This window comes from Pseudomonas sp. C32, assembly GCF_030417915.1.
GTDB lineage: Bacteria > Pseudomonadota > Gammaproteobacteria > Pseudomonadales > Pseudomonadaceae > Aquipseudomonas.
In genome coordinates this window covers 59,321-74,688 of sequence record NZ_JAUHUK010000006.1, presented here as the reverse complement: position 1 = coordinate 74,688, position 15,368 = coordinate 59,321, and the positions used below count along the sequence as shown (strand labels likewise).

Genomic DNA, 15,368 nt, shown 5'->3' with positions numbered 1-15,368 from the left:
CTTAGCTCCAGAATGAATGAACCACTGAACCTTGTAGGAGCCGGCTTGCTGGCGATTGCAACATGGTAAGCGAAATCGATGTTGGCCTTATCCGCCGCCATCGCCAGCAAGCCGGCTCCTACAGGTCTGCATATTTCATCGCCTGATGAGTTTTATCAATCAATATTCCATAAAAATCAACTTAACAAATTAATCGCACAGAGAGACACTCTTCCCCATACGGCTAGCCAGCCGCCCACAAAGAATAAAAGAGGTGCATATGGCAGGTTTCGACAAGCGCGTGAGTTCCTACGAGGAAGCTCTGGCAGGTCTTGAAGACGGCATGACTGTTATCGCTGGCGGCTTCGGCCTGTGCGGGATCCCGGAAAACCTGATCAACGAGATCAAGCGCAAAGGCACTCGCGACCTGACCGTGGTTTCCAACAACTGCGGCGTCGACGGTTTCGGCCTCGGCGTGCTGCTGGAAGACCGCCAGATCAGCAAAGTGGTCGCTTCGTATGTGGGCGAGAACAAGATGTTCGAAGAGCAGCTGCTGAGCGGCGCTATCGAAGTGGTCCTGACCCCCCAAGGCACCCTCGCCGAAAAAATGCGCGCAGGTGGTGCCGGCATCCCGGCCTTCTTCACCGCCACCGGCGTCGGCACTCCGGTTGCCGATGGCAAGGAAGTGCGCGAATTCCACGGTCGACAGTACCTGATGGAAGAATCCATCACCGGTGACTTCGCCATCGTCAAAGGCTGGAAAGCCGACCACTTCGGCAACGTGATCTACCGTCATACCGCCCAGAACTTCAACCCGCTGGCCGCCACCGCCGGCAAGATCACCGTGGTCGAAGTCGAAGAAATCGTCGAACCCGGCGAGCTGGACCCGGCGCAGATCCACACCCCTGGCATCTACGTCGACCGGATCATCTGCGGCACGTTCGAGAAGCGCATCGAACAGCGCACCGTACGTAAGTGATCCCCTGCCCCCGGACCGAATGAAGGAATAACAACAATGGCACTTTCCCGCGAACAAATGGCTCAACGCGTCGCCCGCGAAATGCAGGACGGCTTCTACGTGAACCTGGGCATCGGCATTCCGACCCTGGTCGCCAACTACATCCCTGAAGGCATGGAAGTCATGCTGCAGTCGGAAAACGGCCTGCTGGGCATGGGTCCTTTTCCTACTGAAGAAACCATCGATGCCGACATGATCAACGCCGGCAAGCAAACCGTGACCGCACGGACCGGCGCGTCGATTTTCTCCTCGGCCGAGTCCTTCGCCATGATCCGCGGCGGCCATGTCGACCTGACCGTGCTGGGCGCGTTTGAAGTCGACGTCCAAGGCAACATCGCCTCGTGGATGATTCCCGGCAAACTGGTCAAGGGCATGGGCGGCGCGATGGACCTGGTCGCCGGCGCAGACAACATCATCGTCATCATGACCCACGCCTCCAAGGACGGTGAGTCCAAGCTGCTGGACCATTGCAGCCTGCCGCTGACCGGTGCCGGTTGCATCAAGCGCGTGCTGACCGACCTGGCTTACCTGGAAATCGACAACGGCGCGTTCATTCTGAAAGAGCGCGCGCCGGGTGTCAGCGTCGAAGAGATCATCGCCAAGACTGCCGGTAAACTGATCGTGCCGGAACATGTGCCGGAAATGCAGTTCGCTGACCAGTGAGGAAATTTTCCATGCAAGACGTCGTCATTGTTGCTGCCACGCGCACCGCGATCGGCAGTTTCCAGGGCTCCCTGGCCAATGTGTCCGCGGTGGACCTGGGCGCTGCGGTGATCCGCCAGTTGCTCGCGCAAACCGGCCTGGACCCTGCGCAAGTCGATGAAGTGATCATGGGCCAGGTTCTGACCGCCGGCGCCGGGCAAAACCCTGCGCGCCAGGCCTCGATCAAGGCGGGTCTGCCCTTCGCCGTACCGGCCATGACCCTGAACAAGGTCTGCGGTTCGGGCCTCAAGGCCCTCCACCTGGGTGCCCAGGCGATTCGTTGCGGCGATGCCGACGTGATCATCGCCGGCGGCCAGGAAAACATGAGCCTGTCCAACTACGTCATGCCCGGTGCCCGCACCGGCCTGCGCATGGGTCATGCACAAATCGTCGACACCATGATCAGCGATGGCCTGTGGGATGCGTTCAACGATTACCACATGGGTATCACCGCCGAGAACCTGGCCGAGAAGTACAACCTGACGCGCGAGCAGCAGGATGCCTTCGCCGCCGCCTCGCAGCAGAAAGCCGTGGCTGCCATCGAAGCCGGGCGTTTTGCCGACGAGATCACGCCGATCCTGATCCCCCAGCGCAAGGGCGATCCGCTGTCCTTCGCCACCGACGAGCAGCCACGGGCCGGCACCACCGCCGAATCCCTGGGCAAGCTCAAAGCCGCGTTCAAGAAGGACGGTTCGGTGACCGCCGGTAACGCTTCGTCCCTGAACGATGGCGCCGCCGCCGTGATCCTGATGAGCGCCGACAAAGCCAAGGCCCTGGGCCTGCCGGTGCTGGCGAAAATCGCCGCTTACGCCAACGCAGGCGTGGACCCGGCGATCATGGGCATCGGCCCGGTGTCCGCCACACGTCGTTGCCTGGACAAGGCCGGTTGGTCCGTTGACCAACTGGACCTGATCGAAGCCAACGAAGCGTTCGCCGCACAATCACTGGCCGTGGCCAAGGACCTGGAATGGGACTTGAACAAGGTCAACGTCAACGGCGGCGCCATCGCCCTCGGTCACCCGATCGGTGCTTCGGGCTGTCGCGTGCTGGTGACGTTGCTGCATGAAATGATCAAGCGCGACGCCAAGAAAGGCCTCGCCACCCTGTGCATCGGTGGTGGTCAAGGCGTGGCACTGGCGCTCGAGCGGGCGTAAGCCAACAGCGTTCAACAGACGGCGCGGGGACCCACGAAGAACCACGCCGCCTGGCAACACCCCCCGGTGCGATGCAAGTCTCACCGGGTTTTTTATGCCTGCGTTTTTTCAGGTGGACCGCGTTATCGATCATCGCGAGCACCAATCCCTGTAGGAGCAAGCTTGCTCGCGATGAACCTGTAGGCGCCCCATTTCCCCAGACAAAACCCGTCATCGTTAACGACCATCGCGAGCAGGCTCGCTCCTACAAAGGTCGGACCGTAGTTTGTATACAAAACCCATGAATCCGTAGAGCAATCGACCCGGCGCGATGTTAACGTTACGGCCTCATACAGGTCGGAGATGTACGCGTGTTGATCCTGAAACTGTTGGTAATTCCCGGATTCCTGCTGCTGATTTCCCTTGCCGGTAAACGTTGGGGACCAAGCGTGGCGGGCTGGTTGTCGGGATTGCCGGTGGTGGTCGGGCCGATTCTGTTTTTCCTCGCCATCGAACAAGGTCAGGTGTTCGCCGCGCAATCGGCAACCGCCGCGTTGTCGGCCATGTTCGCGATGATTGCCTTTTGCGTGACCTACGCCCAGGTTGCACAACGCGCCGAATGGCCGTTGGCATTGACGGTTTCGCTGTCCGTCTGGGCGGGCGTGGCCATCGTGCTGTCGCTGATCCCGGCGTCCCTGGTGTTTTCGGTGTGCGCCGCCGCGATTGCGTTGCTCGCTGCGCCGTATCTGTTCCCTGCGGTGCAACCGGTCATCAACGGCCCGGCGCCCAAATCCGACAAACTGATTTTGCGGATGATCGCCGGCGCCCTGCTCACTTTGTTCGTGACGCTGTTGGCCAGCACCGTCGGCGACCGCTGGAGCGGCTTGCTCGCGGTGTTCCCGGTACTGGGTAGCGTGATGGCGGTGTTTTCCCAGCAAACCCGTGGCCCGGCGTTCACTGCCGCATTGCTGCGCGCCACCGCCACCGGGATGTATTCATTCGCCGCGTTCTGCCTTGTCCTGGCGCTGACGCTGCCCGATATGGGCCTTAACGCATTTGTGTTGGGCGTTGCGGTTTCCATCGCCATGCTCGGCGTGACCAAACGCCTGCTGGCGCGGCCGGTCGGGACGGCAGCAAATGTGCCCGTCGCAGAGGATCGCTCTACCCAGGGAAAGTGACCGCTTGTTAGTCAGCACTGGAGTCATCGACAGTGCCCATGGGATGATCACGCCTCACCGCGCGCCCCCCCTGGAGATTTCAATGTCACTGTTCACTAAAAAAGCCCTGGTCCTGTTGCTGACAGCGGCGGCAAGTCTGGGGGCTTTGAATGTGCACGCCGCCACGGCCACATCCAGCAATGCGCCAGCGCATAAAGTTTCGATGCTCGGTGGCAAGTTCATCTTCAACTTGCCGAAGGGCTTCATCGCCAATCCGTTGCCCACCAGTCCGAACGGCGCGAGCGGCACGATGTACAGCAACGAAACCACCAAGACTGTGGTGATCGCCGCTGAAAACAGCCTGCCCAATGATCTTAGCGTCAAGGACAACGACGGCGAGTTTCTCGACGGCACCGCGGCCGATTTCGAGACGGCACAACACAGGTCCCTGCCGGACTACAACAAGCTCAGCGAAAAAAGCCTGACCCAGAAAACCGGGCTGGGCCTTCGCCAGGTAGACGGCACCGCCACTCAAGGCGGCGGTCTGACCCTCAACACAACCCTGATGGCGGCGTCCGGCAAGCGCATGGCAGTGGTTCAGGTCATTTCCCGCCCCGGCGACATGGCGGCCCACGAAACCCTGATCAAACAGATCGTCAGCGGCAAGTGAGATTCAAGGGTTGAGACGCTGCAACCAGGCGCTCAAATCTTCAATCTCTGTCGCACTGATGCTGTGCCCCAGGCCTGGATAGGCGTGGAACTCGGGTTCGAGTGACACGCTCTGCAACAGGCTGTTGGCCTCGCTGCCGTCACTCAACGGCAAGCGTTTGTCCTGCTCGCCATGACCGATGAAAATCGCCAGCGACTGGCGTTTTTCATCGGGCTCGAGTTCGGACTTGAGCACCGGCAGAATCCGCCCGCTCAACGCCGCAATCCCGCCGACCGCCTGCGGATGCCGCAGCGCCACTTCGTAGGACATGATCGCACCCTGGCTGAAACCCACCAGGAACACTTTCTCGGGTTCGGTGTGATATTTCTTCGCGGCCTGAGTGATGAAATCCAGCAGCACCTGACCGCTGGCTTTCAGATCATCCGTCTCACCGTTGTAGGCGCCTTCGCCCTTCTTGCGAAACCACTGATAGCTGCCCGCCTCCATCACCATCGGGGCCCGCACGGACAGGTAGTTGTATTGCGCAGGTAAATCATCCTTGATGCCGAACAGGTCGTGCTCGTTACTGCCATACCCGTGTAGAAAAATCACCAGGGGTTGATGGGTCGATTCGGCGTTGGCCTGCTCCAGGTACTTGAGTGGCAGGTCAGTTTGCAGCGGCGGGGTTTGGGCGTGGACAGCGGTGGATACCAGCAGCGTAAGCAAAGCGAGAATCTTCAACATAAACCTTCCTTCACAGAGCGCAGGATTCGGGCAGAGCCTAACATCTCTCATCGCCTATGCCTGTAGGAGAGTTGAGTCAGTCGTTGATCAACTTGCCCGCCCGAATCGGCTCGCGCCCGGCAACTTTCGCCTGCCACGTACCCGGCTGGGTGTAGCGCCCGCGGTCGATGGCGAACAGAACGCCGCTGGTGCCGGCGCACACCGTCGTGACCTTGTCACTCAACGGATCGACCACCTCAAACAGCGCATCGCCCTTCTCCACCCACTCACCGGCCTCCCTCAAAAAACTGACCACCCCGTGGTGCGGTGCAAACAGGTATTGGGTGCCTTCGAACGGCATACCTTCGCAGCATTCGCTCGGTGCTGCCGGCCAGGTGCCTTTGATGAACCCCTGCTCGGCCAGAAACCCCAGAATCGCTTCACAATTGGCCTGGGCCTGATCGACCCGGGTATCCCCCATACTGCCCAGCTCCAGCGTGGTCGCCAGGTTGGCCGGCGGAATCGCCGCTTCAGGGAATGCCCGGGCCAGACGCAACCATGGAGAGGAGCAGGATTCGTCGAACGAACTGCCACCAGAATCTTCACACAGCAACGCGACCCCGGCCTTCAACCGAGCCGCCAGGGATTGCCACTGCGGCCAGTGTTGCGGCAAAGCGTAAATGTGAATCGCCGCCTCGAAATCACAATGCAAATCCAGGGTAATGTCGGCATCGCAAGCATGGCGCAGCAACAGGCGATGCATCGCTTCAAGTTGCGACGCCGCAGGCGGCAACCCGTCGAGGACCTGACCCATGGTCTGGCGAATCAGAGCGATATTGGCCTCGGCATCAGCGCCCAGGCGATCACCAACCAACTCGCCCACCGGGGCACTGAGTTCAACGAACGAACGGTTGAAGTTCTTACCGCTGCCGAGCTCGAAGCGGCCCATGTGGCTGCCTTGCAAGTGCTGATCGAGACCGATGGGATTGGCCACCGGCACCAACTCGATCACGCCGTTCAACTGCCCCTGGCTTTCGAGTTCGGCCAGGCGTTTTTTCAGTTCCCAGGCGGTGCGCATGCCCGGCAACTCGTCGGCGTGCAGGCTGGCCTGGATGTACACCTTGCGAGTACCGGCGCCGTAACGGAACACACTGAGGGTGCGCTCGCTGCCCAGGTGACTCCAGGGCAGAGGATGGTCGATGCGTTGCATTGCGAACTCCTACAAAACCTGTAGGAGCTGGCTTGCCAGCGAAGACGTCGGCACCGTCGAAAAGGATGTGACTGTCAGATCGCTTTCGCTGGCAAGCCAGCTCCTACAGGTAAGAAATGTGTTAGGCAGGATAAATCATGAACACAAAAAAAGTGGCAACCGCGTCAACGGTTGCCACTTTTCCAAACGGCTGGATTACTCGCCGTAAACGTCAAACTTGAAGTACTTGTCCTGCACTTGCTTGTACTTGCCGTTGGCGCGGATTTCGGTGATCGCGGTGTTGAATTTCTCGGCCAGGGCGGTATCGCCCTTGCGCACGGCAATGCCGGCGCCGCCACCGAAGTATTTCGGATCGTTGTACTCAGGGCCAACGAATGTAAAGCCTTTACCGGCGTCGGTTTTCAGGAAACCGTCGTCCAGGTTGACCGAGTCCGCCAGCAGCGCGTCAATGCGACCGGAGACCATGTCCAGGTTGGCTTCCTGCTGGGAGCCGTAACGCACCAGGACGATCCCGGCTGGCTGCAGCACTTCGGTGGCAAAGCGGTCATGGGTACTGGCGCGCAGTACACCGACTTTCTTGCCCTTGAGTTCGGTCAGCGGGTCCTTGACGTCGGAGCCTTCCTTCATCACGAAACGCGCTGGGGTGTGGTAGTACTTGATGGTGAAATCGACGTTCTTCTTGCGATCGTCAGTGATGGTCATGGACGACAGGATCGCGTCGATTTTCTTGACCTTCAGGGCCGGGATCAGGCCGTCGAACTCTTGCTCGACCCACGTGCACTTCACTTTCATCTGTTCGCACAGGGCATCACCGATGTCCACGTCGAAACCGGTGAGTTTGCCGTCAGGGGTTTTCATCGAGAATGGCGGGTAACCGGCTTCGATACCGATGCGGATCGGCTTGGCGTCTTCGGCCACGGCGGTCAGGGACAACATCGACAGTGCCAGGGCACCGAACATCACTAGCTTCTTCATTTATAACTCCCGTGTGCGGAGACTTTTATTGGCAGCTTCGATTGGCAGCGTTCGGTGACCGCTTTATGGGCGAAAACCGAAGTGGCCGGCAGTCTAGAGTGGCAACGGGAGGGTAAATTGTGCTGAAGCGACAAAAAGTTACAGGGATGAGAACAGTATTTTGTGCGGTGTTTTCAGATCAGCATTCGCAACCGATTGCAGCAACGGGCGATTTCAGCTCTTCGGTACTCAACGCAAACCCCTCATCCAGCCACCCGGTTACGCCGCCGATCATCTCCTTGACCGGGTAACCCAATGCCGCCAGTTTCACCGCAGCCTTATTGGCACCATTACAGTGAGGCCCGGCGCAATAGACCACGAACAGGTTGTTTTTCGTGTAGCTCGCCAACCCTTCGGCCGTGAGCAGACGGCCCGGGATATTGATCGCGCCCGGCACATGACCGCGCTCGAACGCCAGCGGCCCACGCACATCCACCAGAATGAAATCGACTTCACCGTGCTGCTGACTGGTATAGACGTCGGAACAATCGGTTTCGAAGGTCAGACGGTTGCTGAAATGCATCAGGGCGATGGCCGATGGGGCGGCGGGAATGTCGCGAACCAGGCTGGGCATGGGCAGTACTCCAAAGTGTCGTCAGGTGTGAGAAGACTTTATCCGTCCCGTTCTTCCCGCTACAGTGGCGCACAAGACACTAACCGGGAGTTTTCCGCCAAATGCAACCCAACCCAGGATTGGTCGCGATTCTCGCCTACGACGGCCTTTGCACCTTCGAGTTCGGTATCGCCGTGGAAATCTTTGGCCTGGCACGCCCGGAATTCGAGTTCCCGTGGTATGCCCATCGCATCGTTGCCGTCGACCAAGGCCCGATGCGTGCCATGGGCGGCATCCAGGTGCTGGCCGATGGCGGCATGGAACTGCTCGCAGACGCCCGGACCATCATCATTCCCGGCTGGCGCGACCGCAGTGCGGCGGTGCCCGAGGAGTTGATCGCGGCGCTGCGCCAGGCTCATGCCCGAGGCGCGCGTTTGCTGTCGATTTGTTCCGGCGTGTTCGTGCTGGCCGCAACCGGTTTGCTCGACGGGCATGGCGCCACCACGCACTGGCGCTACACCACGGAGCTCGCCGAACGTTTTCCCAACATCCTGGTGGACCCGAACGTGCTCTATGTCGACTCGGGCCAATTGATCACGTCCGCCGGCAGCGCTGCGGGCATCGATGCATGTTTGCACTTGGTGGCGCGGGATTTCGGCACGCAAGTGGCCAATGCCGTGGCGCGGCGGCTGGTGATGTCGCCGCAACGCACCGGTGGCCAGGCGCAATTCATTCCGACGCCGGTCAGTCCTACACCGCGCAGCGATCTTTCCCGCATCATGCAGTGGGCGCGGGAGCGCCTGCACGAACCGCTTGAAGTGCGCGACCTGGCCAGCGAAGCGGCCATGAGCGAACGTACGTTCTTGCGCCGTTTTACCGAGGCCAGCGGCCAGTCCCCGAAAACCTGGCTGCAACATGAACGTCTGGGGCGCGCCCGCGAACTGCTGGAAAGCACCGATCAGAACACCGAGCAGATCGCCCAGCGCTGTGGTTATCGCTCGGTGGAAAGCTTCCGGGTGGCATTCCGTTCTGTGGTTGGCGTACCGCCGTCGGTGTATCGGGAGCGATTCGGGCGCGGTGTCAAAACCCTATCGTGAGGTGGCCCTTATTTCTCGGGTTTGCGCAGCAGATAGGTATCCATGATCCAGCCGTTGGCCTCTCGTGCAGCGTGGCGTACCCGCGCTATTTCGTCCTCCACGTCCTTGAGCTTGCCGCTGATCAGGATTTCATCCGGGGTGCCCAGGTAGGCGCCCCAATAAATGTCTGTCTCCTGGTCCGCCACCTGACGGTAGGCATCCTGCGCATCCAGCATCACCACCACACTGTCGGCCTCTCCCGCCTGCCCTGCCGCCAGTCGTCGCCCGGTGGTGATCTCGACGGATTGGCCGATCCGGTTCAGCGGCACCTTGTGTTGCGCCGTCAGGGCCTGGACGCTGGTGATGCCGGGGATCACCTCAAATTCGAAGGCGCAGACACCTGACGCCAGAATCGCCTGCAAGATACGGATGGTGCTGTCGTACAACGCCGGGTCGCCCCAAACAAGGAAACCGCCGCACTGACCGTCAGCCATTTCCTCGTTGATCAGGCGTTCGAAGGTTTGCTGTTTGGCCAGGTTCAGATCGTCGACACTGGTCTTGTAGTCCACGTCACCGCGCGCTCTTTCCGGGCTATGGGCCTCGACAACGCGGTAGTCGCGGTCGGTGATGTAGCGCTCGCAGATCTCGCGGCGCCATTCGATCAACTGGTTTTTACTTTCGCCCTTTTCCATCAGGAAAAACACATCGACCCGATTCAACGCCTTTACGGCTTGCATCGTGATGTAGTCCGGATTGCCCGCACCGATGCCGATGACCAATAGCTTTTTCATTCAAGCGACTCCCCGGGATCCGTGCCCGCCAAGCGCAGCCGCCAACGACCCTGGAATCGCAATTCCACAGCCGACAGCGGTTCTACATCGATCAGATTGAACGATGCGCCTTGCAACACGTGCGTCAGCGCAGCACGAATGACAAAGGGATGGGTGATGGCAACGATGTGTCCCGGTGTCGATTGCACTGACGTCAGCCATGCACTCACGCGTTCGCAGAGCCGGGTCACCGACTCGCCACCGTGGGGTGCCGAATCGGGGTTCTCCAGCCAGTGCTGAAGGGCCTCGGGTTCGGTGTTTTGCAGTTCACCGATGCGCACACCGCTCCAGCGCCCAAAATCGCAATCCTTCAGGGCTTCGATGATCTGCGGCGCGCTGCCGAACAATTCGGCGGTTTGCCGGGTTCGCAATTCGGGGCCGCACAGCAGGCGCGGGGCTCCCTTGAATTGAGTGCATCGGGATTGCTGCGCCGATTGCCAATCCATCTCCAACGGCTCGTCGGTAGGAAAGCGCGCCAATTTCTGTGCGACGGTTCGAGCGTGGCACATCAGAGTCAAACGGGTTGCCTGCACAGGTCATCACTCTATAAACGGACGTTAAACGCCTTCACGCAACGGGGCGTGCGCAATTGTGCCGTAGAAATGGTCATCCGGGCGTAATCGCCTTCGTCTTTTCAGCGTTCGCGGGTACCGGCTACTTGCCACTGACTCGGCTATCTCCGACCCCAATTTAGGCAATACCCTACAAGGCTGATCTACGTTGACTGACTCCCCGTGGCACCGGGGGTTTCGCCCCATTTTTGGGCAGGGAGAAACCCTGCAAAAATTAACTAGACAGGCCATACTCGATAAATAAATACTGCTTTCAATGAACGATTGAGGCACCCATCACGCCATCCAGCTAGAGCCCGGCACCCTCTCTGCAACCCCGGAATATCGATCAGCGGTGGTGTTCAAGCTGACCAAAACTATCAATCCGCGCCAACACCGTTAAACGCAAAAAACACTTAAAAAAACAGCGACACCTGAGCAAGAACAGATGACCGCCGATTTGACGTGAGTAAAAAACCGACAGTGATAGTCAGATTTGGCCCGGCGCCGAATCCATTGATACAAGGAGTGTCTCCATGCTGGTCTTGCGTCCAGTCGAGTTAGCCGACCTGCCCCAATTGCAGCGCCTGGCTCGTGAAAGCCTCGTGGGTGTAACGTCCCTGCCCGACGACTACGAACAATTGCACGAGAAGATTCGGCAGTCCTGTGCCTCATTCGAAAAAAACGTCCAGAGCCCTGGCCAGGAAAATTATTTCTTCGTCCTGGAAGACCCTGCGCAGCAACGCCTGTTGGGCTGCTCGGAAATCCTCGCCACCGCCGGGTTCAACGAACCGTTCTATAGCCTGCGCAACCGGCCGTTCACCAGCGCCTCGCGTGAATTGAACATCGAGCATGGCGTACCGACGCTGTCGTTGTGCCAGGATCTGAGTGGCCACACCCTCTTACGCGGTTTCCACATCGACAAGAGCCTGGAACGCACGCCACATTCCGAGCTCCTGTCGCGTGCGCGCTTGTTGTTTATCGCCGCCCACACGCAACGTTTCGCCGCCGCAGTGATCACTGAAATTGTCGGCTACAGCAACGATGAAGGGCACTCGCCGTTCTGGGATGCCATCGGCAAACACTTCTTCGATTTGCCCTACGTCGAGGCCGAACGACTTTGCGGTCTGGAAAGCCGGTCTTTTCTCGCCGAACTGATGCCGCATTACCCCCTCTACGTGCCCATGCTGCCCCAGGCGGCACAGGACTGCATCGGTCAAATCCATCCCGATGGCCAGGAAGCCTTCGATATCCTCGAACGAGAAGGCTTTGAGACCAACAGCTACGTTGACCTTTTCGACGCAGGTCCAACGCTGTTCGCGCGCACGTTGACGATCCGCTCAATCGTCCAGAGCACCTCCGGGCTTGTCCGACCGGGTACTTGCATTGATGCCCGGGGTCACTATCTGTTCAGTAATGATTCATTGAAAAACTACCGTGCCATCGTCGCCGAGCTCGACTACACCGCCGGGCAGCCTGTCATTCTGGACGCGGCCATGTGCTCAGCGCTGAAGGCCACCGAAGGCAGCGAAATCAGGCTGATCCCGCTGTGATTACGGACCGTTCCCGACACCCGAGCACGCATGAAAAAGGAACTTCAGCATGATTGTCCGCCCGGTTCAGATCACCGACCTGCCCGCTCTGATGGCGTTGGTGGGTCATGCGGAAACAGGGCTCAGCAACCTGCCGTTCAACGAAGAACGCCTGGCCCACAAGATCCGCTGGGCCCAGCGGGCTTTCGCCGAGCAGGTCGATCGTGCCGATGCCGACTACCTGTTTGTGCTCGAAGATGACGATCAGCAAGTCGTGGGCGTGAGCGCGTTGACGGGTGGAATCGGTCTGCGAGAACCTTGGTACAACTATCGGGTCGGGCTCACGGTGAGTGAGTCGCCCGACCTTGGCATCCAGCGCCAGCTTCCGACCCTGTTCCTGAGCAATGAAATGACCGGGCAATCGGAAATCCATTCGTTGTACCTGCACCCCGATGAACGCCGTGGAAGTAACGGTCGTTTGCTTTCCCTGGGGCGCTTACTGTTTGTGGCCGAATTTACACACCTGTTCGGTGACAAACTGATCGCTGAACTGCGGGGCAGTGCTGACGAACACGGCTGTTCACCGTTCTGGGACAGCGTGGGCCGCCACTTCTTCAAGATGGATTTCGGCCACGCCGAGCAATTGTCAGAACTGGGCAACAAATCCTTCATCGCCGAACTGATGCCGCGCCAACCGCTCTATACCTGCCTGCTGACCGAACAAGCCCAGGCGGTGATCGGCAAGGCCCACCCCCATACCGAACACGCTTTGAAAATCCTCGCCGCCGAGGGTTTTGCCCATAAGGGCTACATCGATATTTTCGACGCCGGCCCCGTCATCGAAGCCCCGATTTCGAGCATCCGCACCGTGCGCGAGAGTCAAAACCTGATACTGGACATCGGCACTCCGGACGATCAGGCACCGGAGTGGCTCATCCACAACCGGCGCCTGGAAAACTGCCGCATCACCAGCGCCCGGGCACGATTGGCGGGCGGAACGCTGATCGTTGACCGACTGACCGCCAAGCGCCTGCAACTGCAACCGGGGGACTCGGTGCGCGCGGTACAGCTGCTCAAGCAACAGCCCCGGGCCGTGGCGGCGTAACCAGCCGGCATCGGTCTCAATCTGTCCCGGCCTGCAAATTCGTCATCATTCTCCACCCGTTCGCGTGATAGCCTTTTGTTCCTTCGGCGTTGACACTTTTGCTCAAGCCCTTCCATTCCATTGGTGGAACTCATATGTCCAGGCTTTCTCATCAAGATTTGCGCCGCAATTTTCGCCAGCTGTTCGCTTCCAAAACCTGCTACCACACCGCCTCGGTTTTCGACCCGATGTCGGCCCGTATTGCGGCGGACCTGGGGTTCGAAGTCGGCATCCTTGGCGGCTCGGTCGCCTCGTTACAAGTGCTGGGCGCTCCTGACTTTGCCTTGATCACCCTCAGCGAATTCGCTGAGCAGGCCACCCGCATCGGCCGCGTCGCTCAATTGCCGGTGATTGCCGATGCCGACCACGGTTACGGCAACGCACTCAATGTCATGCGCACCATCGTCGAACTCGAACGCGCCGGCATCGCCGCCCTGACCATAGAAGATACCTTGCTGCCCGCCCAGTTCGGCCGCAAATCCACTGACCTGATCACCGTCGCCGAGGGTGTCGGCAAGATTCGCGCCGCGCTGGAAGCCAGGGTCGACTCGGAAATGGCAATCATCGCCCGAACCCACGCGGGCATTCTGCCGGTCCAGGAAATCATCAGCCGCACCCAGCAATATCAGGCTGCCGGGGCGGACGGGATTTGCATGGTCGGGGTCAAGGATTTCGATCACCTGGAGCAGATCGCCGAGCACCTGAGCGTCCCGCTGATGCTGGTGACCTACGGCAATCCGTTGCTACGCGACGATCAACGCCTGGCAGAACTGGGTGTACGCGTGACCATCGACGGCCACGGCGCCTACTTCGCCGCGATCAAGGCCACTTACGACAGCCTGCGTGAGCAACGACAGATCTTCACTCAGGGGGCGGATCTGAGCGCGACCGAGCTTACCCATACCTATACGCAGCCTGAGGAATACATCCGCTGGGCAGAGGAATTCATGCAAGTCAAAGAGTAATGGCGATCGTTGGAGCCTGGTTTTTGCTCACACCGAATCCGTCACTTCATGTCGCGGCCAGTCACAATCGCAACAGATAACCCGATTGCGCCCGGTTGTCTTGGCCTCATACAGCGCCTGGTCGGCGTCATTGAGCCATAGCGTCGCGTCAGTATGGTCGGAATTGAACGCTGCCAGGCCAATGCTCAAGCTGACTTCCAGCGCCGGACTCTGCTCATAGCCCAGGGTGGAGAATCGGTCGCGCAGTGCATCCATGACCGTCGCGGCTCGGTTCAGCGGCAAATCCGGAAGGATCACGCAGAACTCATCACCGCCATAACGCCCGGCCACATCGGTTGCCCGCAGGTTCTGCTTGAGCATTTTGCTCAGCTGGCGCAGCACGATGTCTCCGGCGACGTGGCCGTAGGTGTCATTGATGGCTTTGAAATGGTCGATGTCGATCAGCGCAATCGCCCCGCCCTTCTGCTGGCGTTTGCAGCGCTGGAACTCGACTTCCAGTTGATCTTTCCAGGTCCCGTGATTGAGCAACCCCGTGAGGCTGTCGGTGCGGCTCAGTGCCAGCAGTTCACGCTTTTGCCGGCCAAGGGTGTGCGCCTGCCGGAAGCAGATCCAGCCCAGTGCCAGCGGGTACAGGCACAACAAGGGTAAACAGGCATAGAGCTGCAGCGCACTGGTGGCGGGTATAAAGGCCGGGGAGAAAATCAGAACCCCAACGCCCATACCCAGCAGCTGCGCAGCCGTGCCCACCAGTAGAAAGCGCGGGCCGCCAATGGAGACATTGTTCATTGCCATCATGGAGACGGTGGTGGCGCTGGGCAGCGGATTGAACTGCATGGCAGCGATCCAGAAGCCGCCAAGAAAGGAATCGATCAGCAAGTTTCGGTATTCGGCGTGATACGGCACCCTGGCCCGACGCGCCCATTGGTAAGCCAGATGTGGCCACAGCAGGCCATTGAACAACATCAATCCCCAGACCCACGGTGCCGGGTCGAGCGGATACATCGCCGCGCTCACGCACACCAAACCGAGGGCAATCCCCAGGATTCGCGATGTGTAGAGCCTCCTGGCCAGTGAAAGTCCCTTTCCTCCCGTTTTTTCCATAGGGCCTCTGTGCCACTGAACGGAATCCGAT

General features: G+C 59.7%; 16 protein-coding genes. 9 read left to right on the top strand and 7 right to left on the bottom strand.

The window, feature by feature from the left end; genetic code table 11:
- Positions 1-259: 259 nt before the first annotated feature.
- The 5 genes from QYH43_RS08940 to QYH43_RS08920 all read left to right on the top strand — a co-directional run bounded on the left by QYH43_RS08940 (position 260) and on the right by QYH43_RS08920 (position 4,659).
- Entirely contained in the window at positions 260-958 is a 699-nt protein-coding gene (locus tag QYH43_RS08940) for a CoA transferase subunit A (RefSeq protein WP_053160351.1), read from the top strand.
- Positions 959-994: 36 nt separating this feature from the next.
- Positions 995-1,660: a CoA transferase subunit B gene (locus QYH43_RS08935; protein ID WP_095056861.1), complete on the top strand. Its 666-nt coding sequence runs from the start codon at positions 995-997 to the stop codon at positions 1,658-1,660.
- 11 nt (positions 1,661-1,671) lie between these two features.
- Positions 1,672-2,853, top strand: a complete 1,182-nt coding sequence (locus tag QYH43_RS08930) for an acetyl-CoA C-acetyltransferase (RefSeq protein ID WP_095056862.1) — start codon at positions 1,672-1,674, stop codon at positions 2,851-2,853.
- Positions 2,854-3,203: 350 nt separating this feature from the next.
- Positions 3,204-4,010, top strand: coding sequence for a hypothetical protein (locus QYH43_RS08925; RefSeq protein ID WP_095056863.1), 807 nt, complete (start codon positions 3,204-3,206; stop codon positions 4,008-4,010).
- An 82-nt stretch (positions 4,011-4,092) separates the two neighbouring features.
- Positions 4,093-4,659 carry a hypothetical protein gene (locus tag QYH43_RS08920; RefSeq protein ID WP_095056864.1) on the top strand — a complete coding sequence of 189 codons (567 nt, stop codon included), beginning with the start codon at positions 4,093-4,095 and terminating at the stop codon, positions 4,657-4,659.
- A 3-nt stretch (positions 4,660-4,662) separates the two neighbouring features.
- Here QYH43_RS08920 and QYH43_RS08915 read toward each other — a convergent pair whose 3' ends face one another.
- The 4 genes from QYH43_RS08915 to QYH43_RS08900 form a co-directional block, all read right to left on the bottom strand.
- Positions 4,663-5,382, bottom strand: coding sequence for an alpha/beta hydrolase (locus QYH43_RS08915; RefSeq protein WP_095056865.1), 720 nt, complete (start codon positions 5,380-5,382; stop codon positions 4,663-4,665).
- A gap of 76 nt (positions 5,383-5,458) precedes the next feature.
- Positions 5,459-6,571: a succinylglutamate desuccinylase/aspartoacylase family protein gene (locus QYH43_RS08910; protein ID WP_095056866.1), complete on the bottom strand. Its 1,113-nt coding sequence runs from the start codon at positions 6,569-6,571 to the stop codon at positions 5,459-5,461.
- Positions 6,572-6,766: 195 nt separating this feature from the next.
- On the bottom strand, positions 6,767-7,546 hold the full coding sequence (locus tag QYH43_RS08905; protein WP_095056867.1) for an ABC transporter substrate-binding protein: 780 nt from the start codon (positions 7,544-7,546) through the stop codon (positions 6,767-6,769).
- 178 nt (positions 7,547-7,724) lie between these two features.
- Positions 7,725-8,159, bottom strand: a complete 435-nt coding sequence (locus tag QYH43_RS08900) for a rhodanese-like domain-containing protein (protein WP_095056868.1) — start codon at positions 8,157-8,159, stop codon at positions 7,725-7,727.
- A gap of 101 nt (positions 8,160-8,260) precedes the next feature.
- Here QYH43_RS08900 and ftrA point away from each other — a divergent pair, with 101 nt between their 5' ends.
- Positions 8,261-9,235, top strand: coding sequence for a transcriptional regulator FtrA (gene ftrA, locus QYH43_RS08895; RefSeq protein WP_095056869.1), 975 nt, complete (start codon positions 8,261-8,263; stop codon positions 9,233-9,235).
- 8 nt (positions 9,236-9,243) lie between these two features.
- Here ftrA and cobF read toward each other — a convergent pair whose 3' ends face one another.
- Both cobF and QYH43_RS08885 read right to left on the bottom strand, forming a co-directional pair.
- Positions 9,244-10,005 (bottom strand): precorrin-6A synthase (deacetylating), encoded by a 762-nt coding sequence (gene cobF / locus QYH43_RS08890; protein WP_095056870.1) that lies wholly within the window; start codon positions 10,003-10,005, stop codon positions 9,244-9,246.
- The gene (locus QYH43_RS08885) at positions 10,002-10,577 is read right to left on the bottom strand and encodes a histidine phosphatase family protein (protein WP_095056871.1); all 576 of its coding nucleotides are present in this window, start codon (positions 10,575-10,577) and stop codon (positions 10,002-10,004) included. Before QYH43_RS08885 ends, cobF begins: the two co-directional genes overlap by 4 nt.
- A gap of 554 nt (positions 10,578-11,131) precedes the next feature.
- On the opposite strand from QYH43_RS08885, the gene QYH43_RS08880 reads away from it, so the two are divergent.
- The 3 genes from QYH43_RS08880 (at position 11,132) to QYH43_RS08870 (ending at position 14,236) form a co-directional block, all read left to right on the top strand.
- Positions 11,132-12,148, top strand: a complete 1,017-nt coding sequence (locus QYH43_RS08880) for an arginine N-succinyltransferase (RefSeq protein WP_095056872.1) — start codon at positions 11,132-11,134, stop codon at positions 12,146-12,148.
- A gap of 49 nt (positions 12,149-12,197) precedes the next feature.
- Positions 12,198-13,232: an arginine N-succinyltransferase gene (gene astA, locus QYH43_RS08875; protein ID WP_095056873.1), complete on the top strand. Its 1,035-nt coding sequence runs from the start codon at positions 12,198-12,200 to the stop codon at positions 13,230-13,232.
- Positions 13,233-13,366: 134 nt separating this feature from the next.
- Complete coding sequence (locus tag QYH43_RS08870; protein WP_095056874.1) at positions 13,367-14,236, top strand: oxaloacetate decarboxylase; 870 nt, start codon at positions 13,367-13,369, stop codon at positions 14,234-14,236.
- Between the two features lie 27 nt (positions 14,237-14,263).
- Here the strand turns inward: QYH43_RS08870 and QYH43_RS08865 are convergent, their stop codons facing one another.
- Positions 14,264-15,337, bottom strand: coding sequence for a diguanylate cyclase (locus tag QYH43_RS08865; RefSeq protein ID WP_095056875.1), 1,074 nt, complete (start codon positions 15,335-15,337; stop codon positions 14,264-14,266).
- Positions 15,338-15,368: the final 31 nt, after the last annotated feature.

What these genes read in the sequence shown, in the direction of transcription:
- QYH43_RS08935 (WP_095056861.1), top strand. Translation starts at nt 995, where the DNA reads ATGGCACTTTCCCGCGAACAAATGGCTCAACGCGTCGCCCGCGAAATG.
- QYH43_RS08865 (WP_095056875.1), bottom strand. Translation starts at nt 15,337, where the DNA reads ATGGAAAAAACGGGAGGAAAGGGACTTTCACTGGCCAGGAGGCTCTAC.
- QYH43_RS08915 (WP_095056865.1), bottom strand. Translation starts at nt 5,382, where the DNA reads ATGTTGAAGATTCTCGCTTTGCTTACGCTGCTGGTATCCACCGCTGTC.
- QYH43_RS08920 (WP_095056864.1), top strand. Translation starts at nt 4,093, where the DNA reads ATGTCACTGTTCACTAAAAAAGCCCTGGTCCTGTTGCTGACAGCGGCG.
- QYH43_RS08905 (WP_095056867.1), bottom strand. Translation starts at nt 7,546, where the DNA reads ATGAAGAAGCTAGTGATGTTCGGTGCCCTGGCACTGTCGATGTTGTCC.
- QYH43_RS08940 (WP_053160351.1), top strand. Translation starts at nt 260, where the DNA reads ATGGCAGGTTTCGACAAGCGCGTGAGTTCCTACGAGGAAGCTCTGGCA.
- cobF (WP_095056870.1), bottom strand. Translation starts at nt 10,005, where the DNA reads ATGAAAAAGCTATTGGTCATCGGCATCGGTGCGGGCAATCCGGACTAC.
- QYH43_RS08930 (WP_095056862.1), top strand. Translation starts at nt 1,672, where the DNA reads ATGCAAGACGTCGTCATTGTTGCTGCCACGCGCACCGCGATCGGCAGT.
- QYH43_RS08910 (WP_095056866.1), bottom strand. Translation starts at nt 6,571, where the DNA reads ATGCAACGCATCGACCATCCTCTGCCCTGGAGTCACCTGGGCAGCGAG.
- ftrA (WP_095056869.1), top strand. Translation starts at nt 8,261, where the DNA reads ATGCAACCCAACCCAGGATTGGTCGCGATTCTCGCCTACGACGGCCTT.
- QYH43_RS08870 (WP_095056874.1), top strand. Translation starts at nt 13,367, where the DNA reads ATGTCCAGGCTTTCTCATCAAGATTTGCGCCGCAATTTTCGCCAGCTG.
- astA (WP_095056873.1), top strand. Translation starts at nt 12,198, where the DNA reads ATGATTGTCCGCCCGGTTCAGATCACCGACCTGCCCGCTCTGATGGCG.
- QYH43_RS08880 (WP_095056872.1), top strand. Translation starts at nt 11,132, where the DNA reads ATGCTGGTCTTGCGTCCAGTCGAGTTAGCCGACCTGCCCCAATTGCAG.
- QYH43_RS08900 (WP_095056868.1), bottom strand. Translation starts at nt 8,159, where the DNA reads ATGCCCAGCCTGGTTCGCGACATTCCCGCCGCCCCATCGGCCATCGCC.